The organism is Actinokineospora xionganensis (assembly GCF_014323725.1).
In the GTDB taxonomy this organism is placed as follows: Bacteria; Actinomycetota; Actinomycetes; order Mycobacteriales; family Pseudonocardiaceae; genus Actinokineospora; species Actinokineospora xionganensis.
Window position 1 is genome coordinate 104,243 of the sequence record NZ_JABVED010000003.1, and the last position, 21,373, is coordinate 125,615.

The 21,373-nt window shown below is 69.3% G+C and carries 21 protein-coding genes and 1 tRNA gene; 7 read left to right on the forward strand and 15 right to left on the reverse strand.

Annotation, left to right across the window (positions count from 1 at the left end; translation table 11 throughout):
• Window positions 1–50 precede the first annotated feature (50 nt).
• Genes glfT1 through GPZ80_RS06745 form a run of 5 tightly spaced genes read right to left on the reverse strand, consistent with a single transcriptional unit; the run spans window position 51 to window position 4,102 of the window.
• On the reverse strand, window positions 51–956 hold the full coding sequence (gene glfT1 / locus GPZ80_RS06725; protein ID WP_187219196.1) for a galactofuranosyltransferase GlfT1: 906 nt from the start codon (window positions 954–956) through the stop codon (window positions 51–53).
• The gene (wzt, locus tag GPZ80_RS06730; protein WP_187219198.1) at window positions 953–1,744 is read right to left on the reverse strand and encodes a galactan export ABC transporter ATP-binding subunit Wzt/RfbE; all 792 of its coding nucleotides are present in this window, start codon (window positions 1,742–1,744) and stop codon (window positions 953–955) included. The genes glfT1 and wzt overlap by 4 nt, the downstream gene beginning before the upstream one ends.
• 15 nt (window positions 1,745–1,759) lie before the next feature.
• Window positions 1,760–2,671 carry a galactan export ABC transporter permease subunit Wzm/RfbD gene (wzm, locus tag GPZ80_RS06735; RefSeq protein WP_312880166.1) on the reverse strand — a complete coding sequence of 304 codons (912 nt, stop codon included), beginning with the start codon at window positions 2,669–2,671 and terminating at the stop codon, window positions 1,760–1,762.
• Window positions 2,672–2,703: 32 nt separating this feature from the next.
• Window positions 2,704–3,558 carry a class I SAM-dependent methyltransferase gene (locus GPZ80_RS06740; RefSeq protein WP_187219200.1) on the reverse strand — a complete coding sequence of 285 codons (855 nt, stop codon included), beginning with the start codon at window positions 3,556–3,558 and terminating at the stop codon, window positions 2,704–2,706.
• A gap of 40 nt (window positions 3,559–3,598) precedes the next feature.
• Window positions 3,599–4,102, reverse strand: coding sequence for a bacterial proteasome activator family protein (locus tag GPZ80_RS06745; RefSeq protein WP_246476871.1), 504 nt, complete (start codon window positions 4,100–4,102; stop codon window positions 3,599–3,601).
• A gap of 224 nt (window positions 4,103–4,326) precedes the next feature.
• On the opposite strand from GPZ80_RS06745, the gene GPZ80_RS06750 reads away from it, so the two are divergent.
• Window positions 4,327–5,529, forward strand: a complete 1,203-nt coding sequence (locus tag GPZ80_RS06750) for a cysteine desulfurase-like protein (protein WP_091380381.1) — start codon at window positions 4,327–4,329, stop codon at window positions 5,527–5,529.
• 53 nt (window positions 5,530–5,582) lie between these two features.
• Here the strand turns inward: GPZ80_RS06750 and GPZ80_RS06755 are convergent, their stop codons facing one another.
• Window positions 5,583–6,545 (reverse strand): NAD(P)H-quinone oxidoreductase, encoded by a 963-nt coding sequence (locus tag GPZ80_RS06755; protein WP_187219202.1) that lies wholly within the window; start codon window positions 6,543–6,545, stop codon window positions 5,583–5,585.
• Window positions 6,546–6,733: 188 nt separating this feature from the next.
• Between GPZ80_RS06755 and GPZ80_RS06760 the strand changes: the two genes are divergently transcribed.
• Complete coding sequence (locus GPZ80_RS06760) at window positions 6,734–8,326, forward strand: M28 family metallopeptidase (protein WP_246476847.1); 1,593 nt, start codon at window positions 6,734–6,736, stop codon at window positions 8,324–8,326.
• A 64-nt stretch (window positions 8,327–8,390) separates the two neighbouring features.
• Here GPZ80_RS06760 and ypfJ read toward each other — a convergent pair whose 3' ends face one another.
• Window positions 8,391–9,305: a KPN_02809 family neutral zinc metallopeptidase gene (ypfJ, locus tag GPZ80_RS06765; protein WP_187219206.1), complete on the reverse strand. Its 915-nt coding sequence runs from the start codon at window positions 9,303–9,305 to the stop codon at window positions 8,391–8,393.
• A gap of 665 nt (window positions 9,306–9,970) precedes the next feature.
• On the opposite strand from ypfJ, the gene GPZ80_RS06770 reads away from it, so the two are divergent.
• Together GPZ80_RS06770 and GPZ80_RS06775 are read left to right on the forward strand one after the other, a co-directional pair.
• Window positions 9,971–10,432, forward strand: a complete 462-nt coding sequence (locus tag GPZ80_RS06770) for a MarR family winged helix-turn-helix transcriptional regulator (RefSeq protein WP_376771650.1) — start codon at window positions 9,971–9,973, stop codon at window positions 10,430–10,432.
• Between the two features lie 37 nt (window positions 10,433–10,469).
• Window positions 10,470–10,554 (forward strand) — tRNA-Ser (locus tag GPZ80_RS06775).
• 234 nt (window positions 10,555–10,788) lie between these two features.
• Here the strand turns inward: GPZ80_RS06775 and GPZ80_RS06780 are convergent.
• Window positions 10,789–11,451 (reverse strand): HAD-IA family hydrolase, encoded by a 663-nt coding sequence (locus GPZ80_RS06780; protein ID WP_187219208.1) that lies wholly within the window; start codon window positions 11,449–11,451, stop codon window positions 10,789–10,791.
• A gap of 61 nt (window positions 11,452–11,512) precedes the next feature.
• Here GPZ80_RS06780 and GPZ80_RS06785 point away from each other — a divergent pair, with 61 nt between their 5' ends.
• On the forward strand, window positions 11,513–12,448 hold the full coding sequence (locus GPZ80_RS06785; protein ID WP_187219209.1) for a LysR family transcriptional regulator: 936 nt from the start codon (window positions 11,513–11,515) through the stop codon (window positions 12,446–12,448).
• Here GPZ80_RS06785 and GPZ80_RS06790 read toward each other — a convergent pair.
• From GPZ80_RS06790 to GPZ80_RS06820, 7 genes are all read right to left on the reverse strand, one after another.
• Window positions 12,401–13,210, reverse strand: a complete 810-nt coding sequence (locus GPZ80_RS06790) for a carbohydrate ABC transporter permease (RefSeq protein ID WP_187219210.1) — start codon at window positions 13,208–13,210, stop codon at window positions 12,401–12,403. The genes GPZ80_RS06785 and GPZ80_RS06790 overlap by 48 nt on opposite strands.
• Window positions 13,200–14,138, reverse strand: coding sequence for a carbohydrate ABC transporter permease (locus tag GPZ80_RS06795; RefSeq protein ID WP_187219212.1), 939 nt, complete (start codon window positions 14,136–14,138; stop codon window positions 13,200–13,202). The genes GPZ80_RS06790 and GPZ80_RS06795 overlap by 11 nt, the downstream gene beginning before the upstream one ends.
• Entirely contained in the window at window positions 14,135–14,971 is an 837-nt protein-coding gene (locus GPZ80_RS06800) for a metallophosphoesterase family protein (protein WP_187219214.1), read from the reverse strand. Before GPZ80_RS06800 ends, GPZ80_RS06795 begins: the two co-directional genes overlap by 4 nt.
• A complete protein-coding gene (locus GPZ80_RS06805) occupies window positions 14,968–16,338 on the reverse strand; it encodes an ABC transporter substrate-binding protein (protein WP_312880168.1) in 1,371 nt (456 codons plus the stop codon). Before GPZ80_RS06805 ends, GPZ80_RS06800 begins: the two co-directional genes overlap by 4 nt.
• Window positions 16,326–17,405, reverse strand: a complete 1,080-nt coding sequence (locus GPZ80_RS06810) for an ABC transporter ATP-binding protein (RefSeq protein WP_187219215.1) — start codon at window positions 17,403–17,405, stop codon at window positions 16,326–16,328. Before GPZ80_RS06810 ends, GPZ80_RS06805 begins: the two co-directional genes overlap by 13 nt.
• Window positions 17,406–17,694: 289 nt before the next feature.
• Window positions 17,695–18,324 carry a hypothetical protein gene (locus GPZ80_RS06815; protein WP_187219217.1) on the reverse strand — a complete coding sequence of 210 codons (630 nt, stop codon included), beginning with the start codon at window positions 18,322–18,324 and terminating at the stop codon, window positions 17,695–17,697.
• Window positions 18,325–18,384: 60 nt separating this feature from the next.
• On the reverse strand, window positions 18,385–19,629 hold the full coding sequence (locus GPZ80_RS06820; protein ID WP_376771661.1) for an MFS transporter: 1,245 nt from the start codon (window positions 19,627–19,629) through the stop codon (window positions 18,385–18,387).
• 109 nt (window positions 19,630–19,738) lie between these two features.
• Between GPZ80_RS06820 and GPZ80_RS06825 the strand changes: the two genes are divergently transcribed.
• Both GPZ80_RS06825 and GPZ80_RS06830 read left to right on the forward strand, forming a co-directional pair.
• Window positions 19,739–20,476, forward strand: coding sequence for a GntR family transcriptional regulator (locus tag GPZ80_RS06825; protein ID WP_187219221.1), 738 nt, complete (start codon window positions 19,739–19,741; stop codon window positions 20,474–20,476).
• Between the two features lie 119 nt (window positions 20,477–20,595).
• Window positions 20,596–21,351, forward strand: a complete 756-nt coding sequence (locus tag GPZ80_RS06830) for a sulfite exporter TauE/SafE family protein (protein ID WP_187219223.1) — start codon at window positions 20,596–20,598, stop codon at window positions 21,349–21,351.
• Window positions 21,352–21,373: the final 22 nt, after the last annotated feature.

The window sequence follows — 21,373 nt, forward strand, 5'->3', positions numbered from 1 at the left end:
TTCGCGGAACGTCGGGTCGGTGCGGCACCACCTGACGGGAGCGTGCGGGCTCAGGCCCGGAAGAACTTCTCCTGGCGACCCTTGCGCACCAGCTTCAGCCATTCCATGAAGGCCTTCGGATCGCGTTTGGTGCCGAGGAAGTACATGCCGAAGCGGACGACTTCGAGCATGCCGATCTTGCGCATCCCCGGCTGCGACATCAGGTACCCGCGGTTGCGATAGGTGTAGTACCGCTTGATCGCGTTGTCCGGGTCCTGCGCGTGGAACCGGCCGCCGAGCATCGGCTTGAACTCGTCCGAGCCGTCCGGGTGCAGGTAGGACACGGTCAGGCAGGTGCCGAACGGCAGGCCCGAGCGCACGAGCCTGCGGTGCACCTCCACCTCGTCGCCGCGGAAGAACAGCCGGTAGTCCGGGACGCCGACCACATCGAGGGTGTCCGCGCGGAACAGGGCACCGTTGAACAGCGACGCGATGCCCGGCAGGAAGTCCTCCCCGAGCTCCTGCGCGCTGCGCTTCCACGTCAGGCCGCGGCGCAGCGGGAACGCGAGCTTCTCCGGCGCCTCGATGTTCGTCACGACCGGCGAGACCTCGGCCAGGCCGCGCTTCTCCGCGACGTCGAGCAGGGTGCCCAGGACCGACTCGTCGGCCGGGCGGCCGTCGTCGTCGGCGAGCCACAGCCAGTCCGCGCCCATGGCCAGCGCGTGCAGCATGCCCAGGGCGAAGCCGCCCGCGCCGCCGAGGTTGCGGTGCGACACCAGGTACGTCGTGGGCACGCCACACGACTCGACGATGTCGCGGGCCGGGTCGTCGGGGCCGTTGTCGACGACGACGACGTGCTCCGGCGGCCGGGTCTGCGCCGCGATCATCTTCAAGGAGTCCGCGAGCAGCGCCCGGCGGTGCCTGGTGACCACCACGGCCACGACGGATCCCGGTGGCAGCTGCTGCGCGGTGGTCATAGGGTCTCGCCGAGCCTTTCGAGGGTTTCCTTGCTCATGTGCTCGAACGGGTCGCGGCCCTTGTAGGCCGTGAGGACCTCACGCAGCGACCCGTGCATCTTGACCCGGCCCTCGTCCATCCAGATGGCCGTGTTGCACAGCTCGAACAACAGGTCGTCCGAGTGCGAGGCGAAGACCAACATGCCGGACCTTCGTACCAGGTCGACGAGCCGGTCGCGAGCTTTGGCCATGAACGCCGCGTCGACCGCGCCGATTCCCTCGTCGAGCAGCAGGATCTCGGGGTCGATCGAGGTGACCACGCCCAGCGCGAGCCGGACCCGCATGCCGGTGGAGTAGGTGCGCAGCGGCAGATGCAGGTAGTCGCCCAGCTCGGTGAACTGGGAGATGTCCTCGACCCGCGCCTCCATCTGCTTGCGCGACATGCCCAGGAACAGGCCGCGGATCATGATGTTCTCGAGACCGGAGATCTCCGGGTCCATGCCGACCGCGAGGTCGAACACCGGGGCGATCTTGCCGTTGATCTTCGAGGTGCCGCGGGTGGGCTCGTAGATGCCCGAGAGCAGCCGCAGCAGCGTCGACTTGCCCGCGCCGTTGTGCCCGACGAGCGCGACCCGGTCGCCCTCGTTCAGGGTGAGCGTGATGTCGTGCAGCGCCTCGATTATCGGGACTCTGGTCTCCGTGCCGATCTTGCCGCCGACCTTGCCGAGGACGGCCTTCTTCAGCGACCGCGTCTTCGCGTCGAAGATCGGGAAGTCGACGGAGGCGTTCTGGACCTCGATGCTGACCATGTGGGGATGCCTCACCTAGACCCAGTAGGAAACACGCGAACGGTAGTTGCGCATCGCGAGCATGGCCAAGGCCCACCCGACGATGGTGATACCGCCTACGACGGCCCAGTGGTGCCAGCTCTGCTGGCTGCCGATCAACGGGGCCCGGATGATCTGGATGAAGTGGTACAGCGGGTTGAGCTCGGCCACCCACACCATCCAGCCCGCGCTGGTGCCCAGCTTGCGGGTGATGAGGTCCACCGGCCACACGATCGGCGTCATGAAGAACAGCAGCTGCGTGAGCGCGCCGATCACCTGCGGGATGTCGCGGTAGCGGGTGCTGATGATGCCGAAGAGCAGCGCGACCCAGGTGCCGTTCAGGGCGAGCAGCACGAAGGCCGGGACGGCGTTGATGATCGTCCAGTCGAGACCGGGCTGCGGGATTCCGCCCTTGCTGAGCAGGTAGTCGTCCTGGACCAGGTCCGGGAAGAAGATGGCCAGCACGACGAGGTACACGAGCAGGTTGTGCACGAACATCAGCGCCAGTCGCCACACCGTGCGCAGCGCGTAGACGGTGAGCGGGGCGGGCAGGTGCTTGATCAGCCCCTCGTTGGAGATGAAGGTGTCCGCGCCCTCGGTCATGCAGCCGAGCATGAAGTTCCAGACGATGAACCCGACCGTGAGGTACGGCAGGAACGTCCCGATCTCCGTGTCGAACAGCGTCGAGTACAGCAGGCCCAGGCCCGCCGCGGTCACGGCCATGCTCAGGGTGATCCACAGCGGACCGATCACGGAACGCCGGTAGCGCTGCTTGATGTCCTGCCAACCGAGGTGCCCCCACAGCTCACGCTGCGCGAAGCCCTGTCGCAGATCCTCGACCGCACGACTGAACGTGCGCCCGGCGTGCACCACGGGCACGGGCTTCTCCTCGATCAGGGTTGCTTGCACGGGTCCCGAGACTACCGGCGTGGCCGTGGCACTCACCCAGGCGGGGAGTCGGTTGTGGTCACACGAACGACGACCTGCTCGTTGTCGATCGTGTACGCGGCGTATTCGAATTCAGTGGCGGTGTCCGCGACGTACTCCTGCCACGCCTTGAACTCGTGCTCGCGCCACCCTGCGTAGTTGAAGAACTCGTCGAAGACGACGACGCTCCCGGCCCGCAGCCGCGGCCCGACCAGGTCGAGCACCGTCTTCGCCGAGCTGTAGAGGTCGGCGTCGACGTGCAGGAAGTCGACCGGGCCCGGGTGCTCGGCGAGGAACCCGGGAAGCGTGTCGTCGAACCAGCCGACCACCAGGTCGGCGCCCGGGACGTCGGGCAGCCCGTCGGTGGCGAACGCGCCCGCCGGGTAGCCCGCCCGCCAATCGGCGGGCAGACCTTCGAACGAGTCGAAGCCGAAGACGCCCACGCCGCCGCGGGCCGCGGCGATGATGCGCAGCGTCGTCCCGGTGAAGACCCCGAACTCCAGGGCCAGTCCGCCGGAGGGTGCCAGCGACAGCGCGTGCTCCAGCGTCCGGTGTGGGTGCCGGAACTGCTCGGCGCCCGTCAGGTTCTCGGTGGCGAACCCGCTGCTGTCCGCCGCCGCCTCCCGCTCGGCGGCGTAGAGCAGGTCGCGGCGGGCCCGGTGTTCGAAGTCGGAGATCCGTTCCGCGACCCGCTCGACCGTGCGGTCGGCGTGCTCGCGAAGCTCCGCGCGCAACCCGGCGACCTCCGCGCGCAGCGACTCGATCTCCCGAGCCTGCCCGCGGCCGACCGCTTCCTCGACCGCGTTCATCAGCTTCGCGCGCAGGGACCGCTTGACGTCCTCGGTCCGCGCGCGCAGCTTGTCGAGCATCCGGGCTTCCTCTCCACGACCTGGTCGGGAAGGGACCGTGTCAGAGGTACTGGCCGGTGCCGCGGATGTGGGTGCCGTCGGCGCTCTCGGCCGCGCCGCCGACGCCCGGGGGGAGGCCGCGGCGCATCTGCTCCAACTGGACCCGCGCGGCCATCTGCTGGGCGAACAGCGCGGTCTGGATGCCGTGGAACAGGCCTTCCAGCCACCCGACCAACTGCGCCTGCGCGATCCGCAGTTCCGCGTCGGACGGGGTGCCGTCCTCGGTGAACGGCAGCGACAGGCGTTCGAGCTCGTCGCGCAGCTCGGGTGCCAGACCGTCCTCCAACTCGGCGATCGAGCGCTTGTGGATCTCGCGCAGGCGGTTGCGGCTGGCCTCGTCGAGCGGCGCCGCGCGCACCTCCTCGAGCAGCTGCTTGATCATCGTGCCGATCCGCATGACCTTCGCGGGCTGCTCGACCATGTCGCCGACCGACTCGCTGGGCGCGCCGCCGCCCTCAGGGATGCGCGCGGCACCCAGCGGGGAGCCGTCCGGTCCCACGACCATCACGGTGTGGGACTGGTCCTCACTGTTCTCGGCGGCGTTCTCGGCGTTCTCGTCGGCAGAGCTGCGGGAGTTCATGGATTGGCTCATCTGCTCCGTCCTGGGCCAGATCGGGATCGGCGTGAAGGGCATCTCCCAGGGGGAGTCCACCGAAGTCACGTCTGCGAGGGTATCCGCTCCGCCTCCCCACGAAACGTCGGCTGTCCGGCGTGCGTACGGTGTGGCCCATGGCCTTCGACGTCGCGCGAATCCGCGGGTTGTTTCCCGCGCTCGGTGACGGTTGGGTGCATTTGGACTCGCCCGCCGGAATGCAGGTTCCCGAGCAGGTCGCGACCGCTGTCTCCACGGCGTTACGCGCGCCCGTGTCCGGTCCCGGCGGGGTGTTCCCGGCGTCGCAGCGCGCGGAGGCGATCGTCGACGCGGCCCGCCGCGCGGTGGCCGATCTCGTCGGCTGCGACCCGGCCGGAGTCGTCCTCGGACCGAACACGGCGGTCCTGCTCGCCCGCCTCGCCGAGGCCCTCGGCGAACGCTGGCTCATCGGCGACGAGGTCACCCTGTCCCGCCTCGACCACCAGGCGAACACCGCCCCGTGGCTGCGGGTAGCGCAGCGCGCGGGCGCGACCGTGCGCTGGGCCGAGATCGACATCGAGACCTGCGAGCTGCCCGCCTGGCAGTACGAGAACCTCATCTCGCACCGCACGAAGGTCGTCGCGGTCACCGCGGCCTCGGGCGCCGTCGGCACCCGGCCCGACCTGAACAAGATCGCCGACCTGTCCAAGGCGGCGGGCGCCTTCGTCGTGGTCGACGCGTCATCGGCGGCGCCGTTCGTCCCCATAGACATCAACACCATCGGCGCCGACGTGGTCGCGGTGTCCGCGCACGCCTGGGGCGGTCCCGCGGTCGCCGCACTGGCCTTCGCCGACCCGGCGGTCATCGACCGGCTCCCCGCCAGCTCCCTGGACCCGCGCGCCTTCGGCCCGGCCCGGCTCGAACTCGGCGAGAACGCCCACCCCCTGCTGGCGGGCCTGGTCGCCTCGGTCGACTACCTCGCCGAACTCGACGACGCCGCCACCGGCACCCGGCGGGAGCGTCTGCAGACGTCCCTGAGCTCGGCGAAGTCCTACCAGGCGGGCCTGCTCTCCAGGCTCATCGGAGACCTGCGCGGCCAACGCCACGTCATGGTCATCGGCGACGCCATGCGCCGAATCCCGACCCTCGCGTTCACCGTCGCGGACGTGAAGGCCACTGAAGCAGTGGTCCACCTGGCCGACCACGGCATCTGCGCGTTCGCCGACGACGCCCCCAGCGGCGTCTTCGCGGCGTTGGGCGTGGGCGAGGTTGGCGGCGCGGTCAGGGTCGGCCTGGCCCACTACACAAATTCGGTGGAGGTCGACCAACTGGTCGAAGCCGTAGCCTCCCTACGCCCCTGACCCGCGAGTCGCCCCTCCAGAACAACGAGTTCAACGTTCGGGACAGTGAGTTCTCACTTCGCGATAGTGAGGACGAGCTTCCCGAACACCCCGCCCTCGTCGAGCATCCGGTGCGCGTCGCCGACCCGTTCGATCGGCAGGACCTCGTGCACCACCGGCCGCACCTTGCCCTCGGCGACCAGCGGCCAGACGTTCGCCACGACGTCCGCGCAGATCTCGCCCTTCTCCGCCACCGGCCGGTATCGCAGGCTCGTCGCGGTGACCGACGCGTTCTTCGCGAGGAGCGCGCCCAGGTTCAGTTCGGCTTTCACCCCGCCCTGCATGCCGATGACCACCAGCCTGCCGCCGCGGTTGAGCGCCTCGATGTTGCGGGCGAGGTATTTCGCGCCCATGTTGTCCAGGATCACATCGGCCGAGATCCGCTTCTCGAATTCCTCTTCGCGATAGTTCAGCGCGATGTCGGCCCCCAATTCGCCGCACTGAATAGCCCGTTCGGCCGATCCCGCCGTAATGGCGACTCGGGCCCCCATGGCTTTGCCGATTTGAATGGCATGCGTCCCGATTCCACTCGCGCCACCGTGCACGAGGAGTGTTTCACCCGCGGTGAGCCGAGCGGTCCGCATGACGTTCGACCAAACGGTGCACGACACCTCTGGGAGGCAGGCGGCCGTCACCAATTCGATACCTTCGGGGATCGGCATCAGTTGCGGCGCGGGCACGGCGACCAGTTCCGCGTATCCGCCACCGGCGAGAAGCGCGCACACGGCATCGCCGACACGCCAGCCCGTGACCCCTTCGCCGAGCGCGGCGACGGTGCCTGAGCACTCGAGGCCGATGACGTCGGACGTGCCAGGGGGCGGCGGATAGAAGCCTTTCCGCTGCAAGAGGTCGGCGCGGTTGACCGCGGTCGCCGCGACGCGGACCAGGACTTCGCCGGGACCGGGTTCCGGGTCGGGCACCTCGGTCCACCGCATGACTTCAGGGCCACCGGGCTCGCTGATCGTGATCGCTCGCATGTGGACGACCGTATCGGGCCGAGCGCGTGGGCGCGGTTCCGCATCCGCACAGGTGAATCTATGCGCAGTTGATAATGAACAGCTATTGACCAGCGAGGGTAATCAGGTGAAGGTGTGCCTGCCGGAACATCGGATCGCGTCGGGGGCGATCACCGGTTGGCACCCAACCCATGAACAAGGGGATCTGCATGCCCAAAAGTCAGACGCTCCGCGTCGGAGCCGCCATCCTCGTGGCAACCGGCGCGCTTGCGTTCACCACTATTCCGTCCTCGGCGGCGCCGACCGCGTCAGCCGAGTTGCCGGACGGCCCCGCCCTCGCGCGGAACCTCGTCAAGAAGGTCACCGGATCGGGGGTGAACCGCCACCTGATCGCCCTGCAGCGCATCGCCGACCAGAACGGCGGCATCCGCGCCGCGGGCACCCCTGGTCACGCCAAGTCGGCTGAGTACGTCGAGTCGAAGCTCAAGGGTGCCGGGTTCGACGTGTCCCGTCACGAGTTCGACTTCACCTTCACGCAGACCCTCGCGGAGAAGCTGACGGTCGCCGGCGCGAGCGTGCCGATCTCGATCATGACCTACAGCCTCTCCACCCCGGTCGGTGGCATCACCGCCGACCTCGCGGTCGTCCCGGTGGACGCCGACGGTACTTCCGGCTGCGAGATCGCCGACTACACCGGCGTCGTCGCGACCGGCAAGATCGCCCTCATCTCGCGTGGTGGCTGCACCTTCGCGCAGAAGCAGATCGTCGCCGCGGAAGCGGGCGCGGTCGGTGCGATCGTCTACAACAACACCGACGGCCCGCTCAACGGCACCCTCGGCGACCCGGCGGCGGCGAAGCTGCCCACCGGTGGCATCACCAAGGCCGACGGCGAGGCGCTGGCCGCCAAGGGCGGCTCGGTGACCCTCGAACTGCGCGCGCTGCGGGAAGAGCGCAAGAGCTACAACGTGATCGCGCAGACCAAGACCGGTCGCAAGGACAACGTGGTCATGGCGGGCGCGCACCTCGACAGCGTCATCCAGGGCCCCGGCATCAACGACAACGGCTCGGGTTCCGCGGGTCTGCTCGAGACCGCCCTGCAAATGGGTGGCTCGCCGCGGGTCAGCAACGCGGTCCGCTTCGCCTGGTGGAGCGCCGAGGAACTGGGCCTGATCGGCTCGACCAAGTACGTCGACTCGCTCACCTTCGAGCAGCAGGTCGACATCGCGCTATACCTGAACTACGACATGATCGCCTCGCCGAACGCGGCGTACTTCGTCTACGACGGCGATGACTCCGACGCGGTCGGCGCGGGCGCGGGCCCCTACGGCTCGGCCCAGATCGAGAAGGCGTTCGTCGACTTCCTGGGCGCCACCGGCACCCCGACCCAGGGCACGGACTTCTCGGGTCGTTCGGACTACGGCCGCTTCATCGCGGTCGGTATCCCGGCCGGTGGTCTGTTCACCGGCGCCGAGGGCATCAAGACCCAGGCCCAGGCTGACCTGTGGGGTGGCCAGGCCAACGTCGCCTACGACAAGTGCTACCACCAGAAGTGCGACAACCTCGGCAACATCGACCGCGTCGCGCTCGACCGCAACTCCGACGCGATCGCCTGGGTGACCGCCTCGTACGCGGTCAGCACCGAGGAGATCAACGGCATCCCGCCGCGCGTTCAGCGTGCGGAGACCCGGATGGCTCAGACCCGGATGATGCGCATGCAGATGGCCAACGAGGACGCCGCTGCCGCCAAGGCCGCGGGCACCGACGTGGTCGGCTGCATCCACGTGGACCGTCCGGCCGCGTAAGCGGTAGCTCGTAAACGACCGAACCCCCACGGCCACGCGCCGTGGGGGTTCGGTCGTTTACGCCTCAGCCCAGGTCGCGTGCGCTGAATGTGTCGCACTGGGCCGGGTCGCCGGTGTTGAGCCCGGCGGTGAACCAGCGCTCACGCTGCTTCGACGAGCCATGGGAGAACTGGCTCTCGTCGACCTGCCCGCTGCCCAGGTTCTCCTGGATGAAGTCGTCGCCGATCCGCGCGGCCACGTCGAGCGCGCGGTTGACGTCGTCCTGGGAGATCGACTTGATCAGTGGCTTGCCGCTCGACGTGGGCACGCTGGTGGCGTGGTTGGCCCACACACCCGCGTAGCAGTCGGCCTGCAGCTCCAAGCGCACCGCGTCGGACGTCGGGCCGGTCCCGCGCTTCACCTTGTCGGAGGTGCCCAGCAGCGTCTGCACGTGGTGGCCGTACTCGTGGGCGATGACGTAGGCCTCGGCGAACGTGCCGCCCTGCGCGCCGAAGCGCGACTGGAGCTCCTTGAAGAACGCCAGGTCGATGTAGATCTCCTGGTCGCCGGGGCAGTAGAACGGGCCGACATCGGAGGTCGCGCTGCCGCACGCGGTGTTGACGCCGCCGGTGAAGAAGTTCGTCGGCGCGGCCTGGTAGGTGCTGCCCGACCGGGCGAACGCGTCGGTCCAGTAGCCCTGGATGGAGTTGATGATCGCGACCAGCGCGCAGTCGGAGTTGGTGTTGGCGTCCTTGCCGGTCCGGCACTCCTTGGAGAGGTCGGAGTTCGACACCGTCTGCCCCTGGCCGACGTCACGGGTGCTGATGGGGGAGCCCTGCGGGAGCCCGCCGAGCTGGGAGAGCACGAAATACAAGATCATGCCCACGATTCCGAGCCCGCCGCCGCCGAGGGCGACCCGACTCCCGACGCCACCGCCGCCGGAGCCGCGCATGTCCTGCACCTGGGAGGTATCCAGGGCTACGTCGTCATTGAACTCCACAGGCCCACTCCGCGTCCGACGGTCGGGGGCACCCGCCCCCGCTGGCATTGTCGGGGCAAACGATAACCAGGTCCCCGGCCTGAGGCTGGGCGGACATGCGCCTGGGTGCGGCGCCGTCGGGCTGCCGCACCCAGGTGTTACCGCTGATGTAGTGGCCGCCGCCTCGCCGGTTGGCGTGGAGCCCTGCCGAACGGTCTGGAGACACGTCCGACGCAGGGTTCAACAGCGTCGAGGTGCCATCCGGATGCGCGTCACGCATGGGCACTCTCGAATCCGGTGAATCCGCCGCTCGCAATCACAGCTGGGTCGATGCTGTCGCCTCAGCCGCGGGGTCGCGGCGTGCCGCCGGCCACTACTGGGAATAGCTGCTCCGCCACGGCACCACCTATCCTTCCTCGACAGGCACGGCGACCAGCGCGTTCGGCCTAGCGCTCGGGTCCACTCGGGCCAGCCGTCTCCCTTCCCATGTTGCCCCCATCACACCCCGCTGACAACCCCTTCACCGGTCCTGAACTGGTGAAATTCACCCTCACTGTCCGAAACGGACCGCGCGGGTTCCGTCGTGGACACACCCACAAGCGGTTTCACGAATGAGTGGCCGAACCGGCACGGTGTGAAAACGCGAAGAGCACTGTTCGGCACCGTTTTGGCCGTAATCTTGGCCCGTGACACCTGAACCGCGCTGGCTGCAGCCCGACGAGATGCGCTCCTGGCGCGCGTACGTCATCGGCAGTGAACTACTGCGCCAGCGGCTCAACCGCGAACTCCAGGAGAGCGACGGCATCGCGCTGCCGGACTACGAGGTGCTGGTCCGCCTCTCCGAGTGCGAGGGGTGGCAGATGCGGATGAGCCACCTGGCGGGCCAGGTCGCGTCCTCCAAGAGCAGGCTGTCCCACCAGATCTCCCGCATGGAAAAACTCGGCCTCGTCAAACGCGTCGAATGCGCCGACGACGCCCGAGGCGTCATAGCCGAGCTGACCCAGAAGGGCATGGACACCCTCCGGTCAGCCGCCCCCACCCACGTAGAAGGCGTCCGCGCCCACCTGGTCGACCTCATGACACCCGAGGAGCAGGAGGTCGTCGCAGGCCTCTTCGAGCGCGTCATCGAGCATCTCGACCAGGGGTGAGAACCCGGTTGTCGCCTTCGTTAGGCTGACCGGGCAGGGAGGCGTGGCAGAGCGGCCGAATGCATCCGCCTTGAAAGCGGAAGACGGGCAACCGTCCGGGGGTTCAAATCCCTCCGCCTCCGCTCTTTGACCAGCAGAAGCGCGGTACGGGTACGCCGAGCGGCGTGCCCGTGCCGCTGTCAGGGTCTCGGACGGGGTCTCTTTCGGGCTTCCGCAGGAAGCTGTTGGGCCGCGGTCGTTCAATCACCCCGAGCAGTGGCGGCACCGTCGAGGCCGCGTTCGAGGATCACCCTTCGTCGACGATCTTCGCTGAACGCGATGCGCGCGGTCCGGTGGACGTGGTGAGCCTTCCGGGCTTATCGCCTGCCTTGATCAATGCCGGGTGGACCTTGATCGGCTGCCAGAACCACCCTGTCCAGTTCGGTGATCGTGGTCCGCGTGGACGTGTGGTGGATCGCGGTCCAGCCTCGTGTCTCCGCCGCCTCACAGTTCACCAGCACGTCATCGACCAGCAGGCACCTCTCCGGTGGCACGTCCAACGCTCGCTCGGCGATCGCGAAGATCTCCGGGTCCGGCTTGCACACACCGTGCTCGTGCGAGCGGACGATCGCCGCGAAGATCGACGTGTCCGGCATGATCGCCGCACGGTGCCGCTCCCATTCGCGGACGCTGTTGGTCAGCAGACCGACTCGGCACGGCAGTCCCGCCAGGTAGTCGAACAGCGGCCGGTTCAGGGTCCTGTCCCGATACCAGTGTTCGTCGAGCAGGCCGAGATCCGTCCGTGGACGCCGGTCGAGGACCCGCGTCACCCGCTCGCCCCACTCGGCCTGGCTGATCAGCCCCCGCTCCAGTGGCTCAAGCACCCCGCGCGTCCCGAGTTCCGCCGATATCACCGAGGCCGCCGCCAGCAACGTGTCGGCGGTGACGCCGGTGGCCTCGACCACCGAGGCGAGCGCGTCGGTCACCGGCGGTGTCAGCACACCGCCGAAGTCCGACCACACCACCATGGGTCCGCTCATCGGTCCTCCCCTGCTCGCCTGGCCGTCACCTGCGGTTATCCGGCGCGATTACGCTGATCGGATGGAGCTGCGGCACCTGATCTCATTCCTCGCGATCGCCGACGAGCGGCACTTCGGCCGGGCCGCCGCGCGGCTGCATCTGGCCCAGCCGTCGCTCAGCGCCCACCTGCAACGGCTGGAGCGCGCGGTTGGCACCCGGCTGGTGGATCGCACGTCGCACGACGTGACGCTGACTCCGGCCGGGGTCGTCTTCCGTGACCAGGTCCGCGACATCGTGGCCCGCCTGGACCGGGCGGCGCTGGCGGCGCGCGCGGTCGCGGCCGGGCGCGAGGGCACGGTCCGCGCCGGCTACAACTTCCCGGCCGGACGCTACGTCCTGCCCGCCACCCTCGCCACGCTGGCCGAGCGCCACCCTGGCATCGACGTCGACATGCGCGAGATGCGCACCGGCCCGCAGCTCGCGGCGCTCGATGAGAAGCGCATCGACGTGGCCATGGTCTACGGCCGCCCGGCGTCGCCGAATCTCAGGCACCGCCTGCTGCTGCGGGTGCCGCTGGTCGCCGTCGTCGGCCTGGCCCACCGCCTTGCCGGACGCGAGCGCGTGCCGTTCGGCGAGTTGGCGGGCGAGCCGTGCATCCTCTTCCGCCGCGACCAGTCCTCCGCGATGTACGACGCGATCCTCGCTGCCGCCGAACGCAGCGGGATCCGCCTCACGGTGGCCGACAGAGTGGACGACCCGGGCGCGACCGCGATCCTGGCGTCGGTCCGCCCTGTCGTCGGGTTCGCGTCGGCGCTCCGTGCTCGGCACACCGACGGCCGCACGACGGCGGTCGCGCTGTACGACCCGGTGCCGACGCTCGACCTGCACGCGGTGTGGCGCGACGAGCCCGCCGAGCTGGCCGACGCGTTCGTCGACTGCCTGCCGGACCCCGCCGAGATCCACCGGCGCTCACTTGAGTCCGGATCGGACGAACGCGTTCACGATGTGCCGCTGTAGCACCAGGTAGAGCGCGAACACCGGTAGGCAGGCGAGCCCGGCGGTGGCCATCAGCGGACCCCAGTCGTTGCCCTCGGTGCCCATGAAGCTGCGGATCCCCAGCTGCACCATCGCGTTGTCGCGCAACACCAACGCGGGCCAGAAGTACTCGTTCCACGCGTTGATCACCAGCAGGATGCCCAGTGCCGCGAGCACCGGCCGCAGCGCGGGCACCACGACCGTCCACAGTGTCGCCCACGACGACCGCCCGTCCATCGCGGCCGCTTCCAGCAGTTCGCGTGGGAACCCGGCGAGGTGCTGGCGCAGCAGGAGGACACCGAGGGCCGAGCACAGCGTCGGCACGATCACGCCCGCGATGGTGTTCAGCAGGCCGAGCCGTGAGAGCAGCACGTAGTTGGGCAGCATCGTCACCTGGAACGGCACCAGCCAGCTGCCGACAAAGAGCAAGTACAGCAGCCGTTGCCCAGGGAACCGCCATACCGTGAACGCGTAAGCCGCGAACAACCCGACCAGCAGCTGCCCGGCCGCCGTGCACACCGCGACGACCGCCGAGTTGACCAGCATGCCGGTGAGGTCGATGGTGCGCCACGCGTCGGCGTAGTTGTCCAGCGACAGTGGCCACGGCAGCGGTGACAGCGAACCGATGTCGCCGGGCGCGCGCAGCGATGTCGCGTACAGCCAGTAGATCGGGAACACGCACAGCACGCCGAGCGTGCCCAACACCACGTGCCCGGAAACCTGCCTGGAAACCTTAGTCGTCATGGTGGCTCACCCGGTCCGACAGGGCGACGACGCCGACCGCGATCAGCCCGAAGCCGACGAAGAAGATCACACCGGCGGCCGCGCCCAGTCCGGCGTCGTAGGAGTGGAACCCGTAGTCCCACAACAGGTAATAGATGTTCGTCGTGGCGTCCGACGGGCCGCCCTGGGTGAGTGTGTCGATCAGCGGGAAGGTCCACTGGGCGGACAGCAGCACGGTCATCAGCACCAGGAACGCCATCGTCGGCGACAACAGCGGCAGGGTGATCCACCGGGTGATCCGGCCGCGGCTCGCGCCGTCCATGGCTGCCGCGTCCGCGTAGTCCGGGTTGATCCCGGACAGCCCGGCGGACACGACGAGCACGGCGAACCCGACGATGTGCCACCCGGTCACCACGATGATCGTGAGCAGCGCGAGGTCGGTGTCGTGCAGCCAGTTCGCGCGCACGCCGAGCACCCGGTTCACCGCTCCCGCACCGGGATCGAGCAGCCACTGCCAGACCGCGGCCGCCGCGACCGGCGCGACCAGCATCGGCGCGAAGATCATCGCCTGGTAGATCCGGCCGCGAACGCGCGCCGCGACCAGCCCGACGACCACCGGGATCACCAGCGAGAACGGCAGGATGCCGAGGACCATCAGCACTGTGCGCCACACCGAAGCGCCCAGGTCCGGGGTGGACAGCAGCCGCTCGTAGTTGGCGAGGCCGACCTCGGTGATCGGTGACGTCGGCAGCAGGTTCCACGTGTGGAACGACAGTCGCACCGCCTGCGCCAGCGGCCGGTAGGTCCACACGACGAGCAGCACCAGCGCGGGCGCCAGGTAGAGGTACGGCGGCGCGGCCCGGCGGATCCGCGCGGCGAACGACGGCCGCGCCACCGGCGCCGCCGCACGGGTTGGCGCCGGGGTGGGCAGCTCGGCCAGGATCGTCATGCCCGGTCGCCCAGCATGGCACGCACGCGCCCCACCTGCGTGGTCTCGTCCACGTCGTACACGCGGTCCGCCGAGGACACCGGGACCGCGGTGGCCACCACCTGGTCGCCGATCACGTCGATCCGGCTGAACCCGCTGAACGCCCGCGCGGTGAGCCGCCCGCGCGGCGGGACCGGCTCCACGCCGTACGCGGTGGCCGGGCCGACCCACACTGGGACGCCGCCGATCGTGCCGCACCCGGTGTGATGCGCGTGTCCGGTGATCACCATTCGCACGCCGCTGCCGTCGATCACTTCGGCCAGCCGCCTGGAATCGCGCAACCGCAGCAGGTTCACGGTCGGCACCGGTGATGGCAGCGGCGGATGATGCAGCACCAGAAGCGTGCCGCGCGCGGCGGGCTCACGGAGCACCTCCGCGAGCCATTCGAGCTGACCGGCACCGAGATGGCCGTCGTGGTGGCCGGGCAGTGAGCTGTCGAGCACGACGATCCGCAGCCCGTCGACGGTGACCACCACATCGTGGTCCATTGTGGATGGATCGGTGCCGAGTAGCTCGGTGCGGAACGCGGTGCGCTCGTCGTGGTTGCCCATCACGGACACCAGTGGCGCCTCGATCGGTTCGACCAACGCCCGCAGCCGTCGGTACGCGGCGGGCTCGCCGCTGTCGGTGAGGTCGCCGGTGAGCAGCACCGCAGCCGGGACCACCCCGGACGCGCGGACCACGTCGACCGCCGCGGCCAGTGCGGCGTGCGTGTCGACGACGCCGTGCATCAGCGCGCCTTCTGGCTGGATGTGCGTGTCGCTGAACTGGATCAGCGTCAGGTCGGGGCTCACCGGCCCGCCGCCAGCAGCCCGGAAACCTGGTCCTGCCGCGCTTTCAGCGTCGCGGCCGGGTCCTTGCCCTGGTAGACCGCGTCCTCGACGGCCTCCATCATCCCGTCGCGAATCTGCAGGTAGTTGGTGCCGGGCATGGACACCCACGGCTCCATCCGTTCCAGCTGGGCCAGGTTCGGGCGGATCAGTTGGTTCGAGTCCGCCCATGGCTTGAGCCCGGCCGGATCGGTGACCAGCCCGGTACGCAGCGGCAGATACCCGATCTTGGTGGCGATCGTGGTGAACGACTCCTCGCTGGTCAGAAACCTGATCAGCTCCCATGCCGCGCGCTGCTTGGCCGGGTCCTTGGCGAAGACGAACAGCGCGGCTCCGGAGTTGGTCGGCACCGCCGGGCGGCCGTCGAACGCGGGCATCGGCGCGGAGCGCAGGTCCCACTTCCCCTTGGCGCCCTTGGCGAACGTGCCCTGCACGGCACTGGACTCCAAGATCATGGCGATGTCGCCGCGCGCGAACGCGTCGACGGCCTGCTGCTGGGTGCGTTTCGGCGTGGCACCGGAGGCGACCATTCGCTGCGCCATCGTGACCACCTCGACGGCGGGCGGGTCGGCGAAGGTCAACCTCGTGCGGTCCTCGGAGATCACTCGCCCACCGGCCGAGCGGACCAGTGCCTGGAAGCACCAGTCCTTGGCGATCTTGCTGAGGCAGTCGACGTAGGCGCCGTTTTTGCCGGTCTTCTCCCTGACCGCCAAGGCGTACCTTTCGACCTCGGCCCAGGTCGCCGGGGGCGTCGACGGGTCGAACCCGGCCGCCTTGAGCAGGTCGGCGTTGTAGAACAGCACCGGAGTGGAGAACACGAACGGCACGCCGTAGGTCTTGCCGCCCCAATCGCCCAGGGTCCGGGCTGGCTTCGCGTACGGGTGGCGGGCGCCGTCGAAGTTGGCTTGTACGGCGTCGCGGCCGACGAGGTCGTCGAGCGGTGCGGCGCGAAGCTGGTTGACGGTGAAGTCGAGGTCGCTGAAGCCGAGCTGCGCGACGTCGGGCACCAATCCGGCGGCGAGTTGGCTCTGCAGGCTCGACACCGTGTCGGCGGCCGGGTTCGGGCTGTTGCCCTGCGGCTTCTTCGCGGTGACCGTGATGTTCGGGTGCTTCTCCCGAAACTTGGCGATCAGCTCGGTGAACGTGTCGGTCCACGGGCCCGCCTGCCCGAAGTTGTAGGACTCGAACACGATCGACACCTGTTGGCCCGCGGCGAGGTCGGGCACCCGGTTCGCCGCAGCCTCGGGGGCGGGCTCGCCGCCGCCGAGGCCGCAGCCGACGAGTGCCATGGCGGTGACGGTCGCGGTGACCGCCTGGATCAGGACACGCACGAGATCTCCTGGTGGGTGAGCGGGACCAGCCTGCGGCCGGTCTCCGGGTGGAACAGGTGCAGGTGGAAGCGGTCGGCGCGCAGCGCGACGGTGTCGCCCGCGCGCGGGCCGATCGGGCGGCGGGCGCGCACGCGGACGGTTGCCGCACCGACGGCGCAGATGGCGACCTCCTCGCTGCCGAGGTTCTCCACGCGGGTGACGTGGCCGCGTAACATCGCCTCGTCGCCGGTGGTGAGCTGGAGGTGCTCGGGCCGCACGCCGAGGATGAGGTCGCGGTCGGGCAGGTCGAGCCGGACCGTGACGCCGGGGGCGGTCGCGACGCCGGATCGCAGCGTCACGTCGAGCAGGTTCATCGGGGGTGTGCCGAGGAACTCGGCGACGAAGGTGGACGCCGGTTCGTCGTAGACCTGTTCCGGGGTGCCGACCTGTTCGAGCCTGCCGTTGTTCAGCAGGGCGATCCGGGTGGCCATGGTCATGGCCTCGATCTGGTCGTGGGTGACGTAGACGAACGTCGCACCGAGCCGGTCGTGCAGCGCGGACAGCTCGGCACGAGTGCCCGCACGCAGCTTGGCGTCCAGGTTGGACAGTGGTTCGTCCATCAGGAACGCGCCGGGGTCGCGAACGAGGGCCCGGCCGAGCGCGACCCGTTGCCGTTGCCCGCCGGACAGCTCGCGGGGACGGCGGTCGAGGAGCGCGGCCAGGTCGAGCGCGGCCGCGACGTCGGCGACTTTGGCCTCGATGGCGCGCTTGGGCATGTCCCTGGCGCGCAACGGGAACCCGATGTTGCGGGCGACCGACAGGTGCGGGTAGAGCGCATAGCTCTGGAACACCATCGCCAGGTCGCGGCCTTGCGGCGGGGCATGGGTCACGTCCACCCCGTCGATCAGCACGCGGCCCTCGGTCGGCGGGAGCAGCCCCGCGATCATCCGCAGCAACGTCGACTTGCCGCAGCCGCTCGGCCCGAGCAGCACCATGAACTCGCCGTCTGCGATGTCGAGCCACACGTCGTCGACCGCGGCCACCGCACCGAACCGCTGGGTCAGTTTCTCAACTTGGATCGCACTCACGGGACGGATCTGAACAGTGCCCGATGAACCGGCCCTGAACACGCCACGGCGCCTGGGTGCGATGTCGCCGATGTCACCGCCTCCGACCAGCGACGATAGGCATCCGCACTGGCCCGATCAGGCGGCAGGCGGGCAACATGGGCACCGCGACGTCGATCGAGACGAGGCCGTGGATCGACCTGTCACGAGGTTTCCGGGAAGGCCGTCGCCCGGATGTCACCGACCGCCGTGGCGGGTCCTCGGTGTCGAGAGGTCGCGCACCATCCGTGGGAGCGCCATATATGGCGGCCTACTCGCAGCCGACGCCGTCGTTGTCCGGGTCGAACCGGTGTCGGTCGGGCGCGCGGACCGGGAAACGCCGCTGCGGGAGCTGGTAGCAGTCCAGGTCCGGGCCGGTGAGCGCGAGGCACATCGTCGGGTAGGACGGGTCGCAGCCGGGCTTGGTCGACAGCGGTGTGGCCGATGACGATGCCGCCTGCGTCTCCCTGGGTGTGGTCGCCTTCGGCTTCGACGAGACCGGCCTGGTGACTTTGGGCGTGGTCGTCATGCGCACGGAGGTGGTCGTGGCGGTTGTCGGGGGCGCTGTCACGGCCGCGATCTCCGCTGTCGTCGAGTTGGGTGCCGCCTCTGGGGTCTTTGTCGGCGCCGCCACCAGCGGTGCCGGGACCGGCGCGGGCAGGATGGCCCCGGCGATCAGGATGAGCGCGAACGCTATGGCCGCGACCGCGACCGCGTGCCCCCGGTCCGGGATGAACGCGAACCGCGCGTGCCCCACGACCGCGGCGAAGGCGGCGATCGCGAGTACGGGCAGCGCCACCGCGATGAGCATCACGCCGACACCGCCCGCGACGAGTGCCGCGATGGCGGTGATCGACCAGACGATCCCGATGGCGACACGCGGCAGGGCAGATCGGCTCATGCCCTGGCTATCAATTCCGCCCGACCGTCAGTTACCGACGCTACGCAATCGTGATCGTCCTCAAGTCAGTTCGCGGTCCCGGGTCTCGGGGAGACCGAACAGGGAGATCACGACCAGCGCGTAGGCCAAGGCGCCGAAGGACATCGCGCCGCCGATGCCGTAGTGGCCCGCGAGGACGCCGATGGCGGCGGGGAAGAAGGCGCCGACCGCGCGGCCGAAGTTGTAGGTGAAGCCGGGGCCCGCGCCGCGCGCCCGGCTCGGGTACAGCTCGGCGAGGTACGCGCCGAAGCCGCTGAAGATCGCCGAGGAGCAGAAACCCAATGGGAATCCCAGGAACAGCACATACCCGCCGGCGGAGGCGGGCAGTTGGGTGTAGAGCATCAGCAGGGTCGCGCTGAGGATCGCGAAGATGCGGAAGGAATGCTTGCGGCCCAGGCGATCGGACAGATACCCGCCGGTCAGGTAGCCGAGGAACGCGCCGGTGATCAGGAAGGCGAGGTAGCCGCCGGTGCCGATGACGGTCAGCCCGCGCTGCTTGCTGAGATACGTCGGCAGCCAGGTGGCGAGCGTGTAGTAGCCGCCCTGGCAGCCGGTGGCCAGCAGTGAGGCGAACACCGTGGTGCGCAACAGGTCCCGGCGGAAGATCGCCCGCAGTGAACCCCGGGCGGCTGCCTTGTGCTCGGTGAACACGGGCGCGTCCTCGACCCCGCGCCGCAGGTAGACGACCAGGATCGCGGGCAGCGCGCCGGTGATGAACAGGATCCGCCAGGCCAGGTCGGGGTCGACGAGGTTGAACACCACGGTGTAGGCGATCACCGCCGCGCCCCAGCCCACCGCCCACGAACTCTGGATGACCGCGGCGACACGGCCGCGGTGGCGGGCGGCGGTGTACTCGGCGACCAGGATCGCGCCGGTGGCCCACTCGCCGCCGAAACCCAGGCCCTGCAAGGCGCGCAGGGCGAGTAGCGTCTCGTAGTCCTGCGCGAACCCGCAGAGCGCGGTGAACAGGGCGTACGTGACCACCGTGATCATCAGCGTCCGGACCCGGCCGATGCGGTCGGCCAGCACGCCGGCGATCACGCCGCCCAGTGCGGAGAACACAAGCGTCGCGGTGGACAGCAGACCGGTTTGGCCGGTGCTCAGGCCAAATGACGCCGCGATGGCGGCGAGGCCGAGCGGGAGCACCCAGAAGTCATACGAGTCGAGCCCGAAGCCGAGGAACGCTCCGACGAAAGCCTTGCGCCCCTTGGGCGGAAGCTCTTGGTACCAGCTCATCGCCTGCTCGGTCCGGACTGTGCTCATGATCCACCCCGCTCGCTCGATGGCACCGTCACTCCCGTACCGTAGGGATTGTTCAACAATCTGACAATGGAACGATCAGACATTTACCCTGGAAGGACGAGTGGGAGGAAACGTGGCATCGGTCGACATCGTCGGACGGCTCACCGAACTCGTCCGTGAACGGCGGCAGGGGCGGAGCAGCGCGGCCGATGTCGCCGCGTCGGCGCTGCGCGACCTCATCATGGAAGGCGCGCTGCCGCCGGGCAGCAGGGTCACCGAAGAGGCCTTCATGGCGCCGCTGGAGGTCTCCCGCAACACCCTGCGCGAGGCGTTCCGGCTGCTCACCCACGAGAAGCTGTTGGTGCACAAGCTCAACCGCGGCGTGTTCGTGCGCAGCCTGGTCCGCGCCGACGTCCGCGACCTCTACCGGGTCCGCAAGGTCGTCGAGTGCGCGGCGCTGGGGCAGGCGACCGAAGCCGGGATCGAGCGGATGACCGCGGCCGTGGAACGCGGTGAGCGGGCCGCCGCCGAAGGCCGCTGGGTCGACGTCGGCACCGCCAACATCCGTTTCCACCAAGCGATCGTGAGCCTGGTCGGCAGCCCCCGGCTCGACGAGATGATGCGCCAGGTCGGCGCCGAACTACGGCTCGGCTTCCACGAGATGGGCGACGCGCGCTCGTTCCACGAGGGCTATCTGCGGCGCAACCGCGAGATCCTCGACCGACTCAGGGGCGGCGAGCCGGAGCGCGCGGAGGAACTGCTGCGCCAGTACCTCGACGACGCCGAGCGTGAGATGTTCGACGCATTCCTCGCGCGCGATGGGAAACTGGCTGGTCAGCCTCCCCGGAATTCCGAGTCTGGGTCACCTTGAGATGACGGGCGCGGCTCCGCGCGAGCCGTGGTCGTGTTCGTCACGGTCCCCTCAGGCGGCGGTCGGTCGCGGCTTGTTTGTCAGACGTGGCCTAGTGTTCCCAGCGTGGGATGTAAACGATGACTGTCTGGGAAGCCATCGCCGTCGTGCTGGCCGGAGTCTTCGCGGGCGGGATCAACACCGTCGTCGGCTCCGGCACGCTGATCACTTTCCCGGTGCTGCTCGCGGTCGGGTTCCCCCCGGTCGTGGCCAACGTGTCCAACACGCTGGGCCTGGTGCCGGGGTCGATCACCGGCGCCATCGGCTACCGGCGTGAACTCGCCGGACAACTCCCGCGGCTGCTGCGGCTTGGTGCGGCGTCCTTTGTCGGCGGTGTCGTGGGCGCGGTCCTGCTGCTGGTCCTGCCGCCCGGCGCCTTCGAGACGATCGTCCCGATCCTCATCGGGCTCGCGCTGGTGCTGGTCATCCTGCAGCCGTGGCTGGCCCGCAAGCTGACCGAGCGGCAAGGGGAGCGGCATGTCCACGGCGGGCTCGCGCTCATCGCCGGAGTCTTCGCCAGCGGCATCTACGGCGGCTACTTCGGTGCCGCGCAAGGGGTTCTGCTGCTCGCGCTGATGGGCATCCTCATGGACGAGAGCCTGCAGCGGATCAACGCGGTCAAGAACGTGCTCGCGGCCATCGTCAACCTGGTGGCGGGCATCGTGTTCATCTTCGTCGCCGACGTGGCCTGGGACGCGGTCGCGCTGGTCGCCGTCGGCGCCATCGTCGGCGGGCTCATCGGCGCGAAGATCGGCCGCAAGCTGTCGCCCACGGTCCTGCGCGCGGTGATCGTCCTGGTCGGCCTGGCCGCGATCTTCCAGCTGCTGACCCGGTGACGGCGTGTCCACTAAGGACACG

Excerpts from the sequence above, each read along its gene's own strand:
- GPZ80_RS06760 (WP_246476847.1), top strand. The coding sequence starts at position 6,734 with ATGCCCAAAAGTCAGACGCTCCGCGTCGGAGCCGCCATCCTCGTGGCA.
- glfT1 (WP_187219196.1), bottom strand. The coding sequence starts at position 956 with ATGACCACCGCGCAGCAGCTGCCACCGGGATCCGTCGTGGCCGTGGTG.
- GPZ80_RS06750 (WP_091380381.1), top strand. The coding sequence starts at position 4,327 with ATGGCCTTCGACGTCGCGCGAATCCGCGGGTTGTTTCCCGCGCTCGGT.
- GPZ80_RS06795 (WP_187219212.1), bottom strand. The coding sequence starts at position 14,138 with ATGACGATCCTGGCCGAGCTGCCCACCCCGGCGCCAACCCGTGCGGCG.
- wzt (WP_187219198.1), bottom strand. The coding sequence starts at position 1,744 with ATGGTCAGCATCGAGGTCCAGAACGCCTCCGTCGACTTCCCGATCTTC.
- GPZ80_RS06785 (WP_187219209.1), top strand. The coding sequence starts at position 11,513 with ATGGAGCTGCGGCACCTGATCTCATTCCTCGCGATCGCCGACGAGCGG.
- GPZ80_RS06790 (WP_187219210.1), bottom strand. The coding sequence starts at position 13,210 with ATGACGACTAAGGTTTCCAGGCAGGTTTCCGGGCACGTGGTGTTGGGC.
- GPZ80_RS06780 (WP_187219208.1), bottom strand. The coding sequence starts at position 11,451 with ATGAGCGGACCCATGGTGGTGTGGTCGGACTTCGGCGGTGTGCTGACA.
- GPZ80_RS06755 (WP_187219202.1), bottom strand. The coding sequence starts at position 6,545 with ATGCGAGCGATCACGATCAGCGAGCCCGGTGGCCCTGAAGTCATGCGG.
- GPZ80_RS06740 (WP_187219200.1), bottom strand. The coding sequence starts at position 3,558 with ATGCTCGACAAGCTGCGCGCGCGGACCGAGGACGTCAAGCGGTCCCTG.
- GPZ80_RS06745 (WP_246476871.1), bottom strand. The coding sequence starts at position 4,102 with ATGGTCGTGGGACCGGACGGCTCCCCGCTGGGTGCCGCGCGCATCCCT.
- GPZ80_RS06815 (WP_187219217.1), bottom strand. The coding sequence starts at position 18,324 with ATGAGCCGATCTGCCCTGCCGCGTGTCGCCATCGGGATCGTCTGGTCG.
- GPZ80_RS06830 (WP_187219223.1), top strand. The coding sequence starts at position 20,596 with ATGACTGTCTGGGAAGCCATCGCCGTCGTGCTGGCCGGAGTCTTCGCG.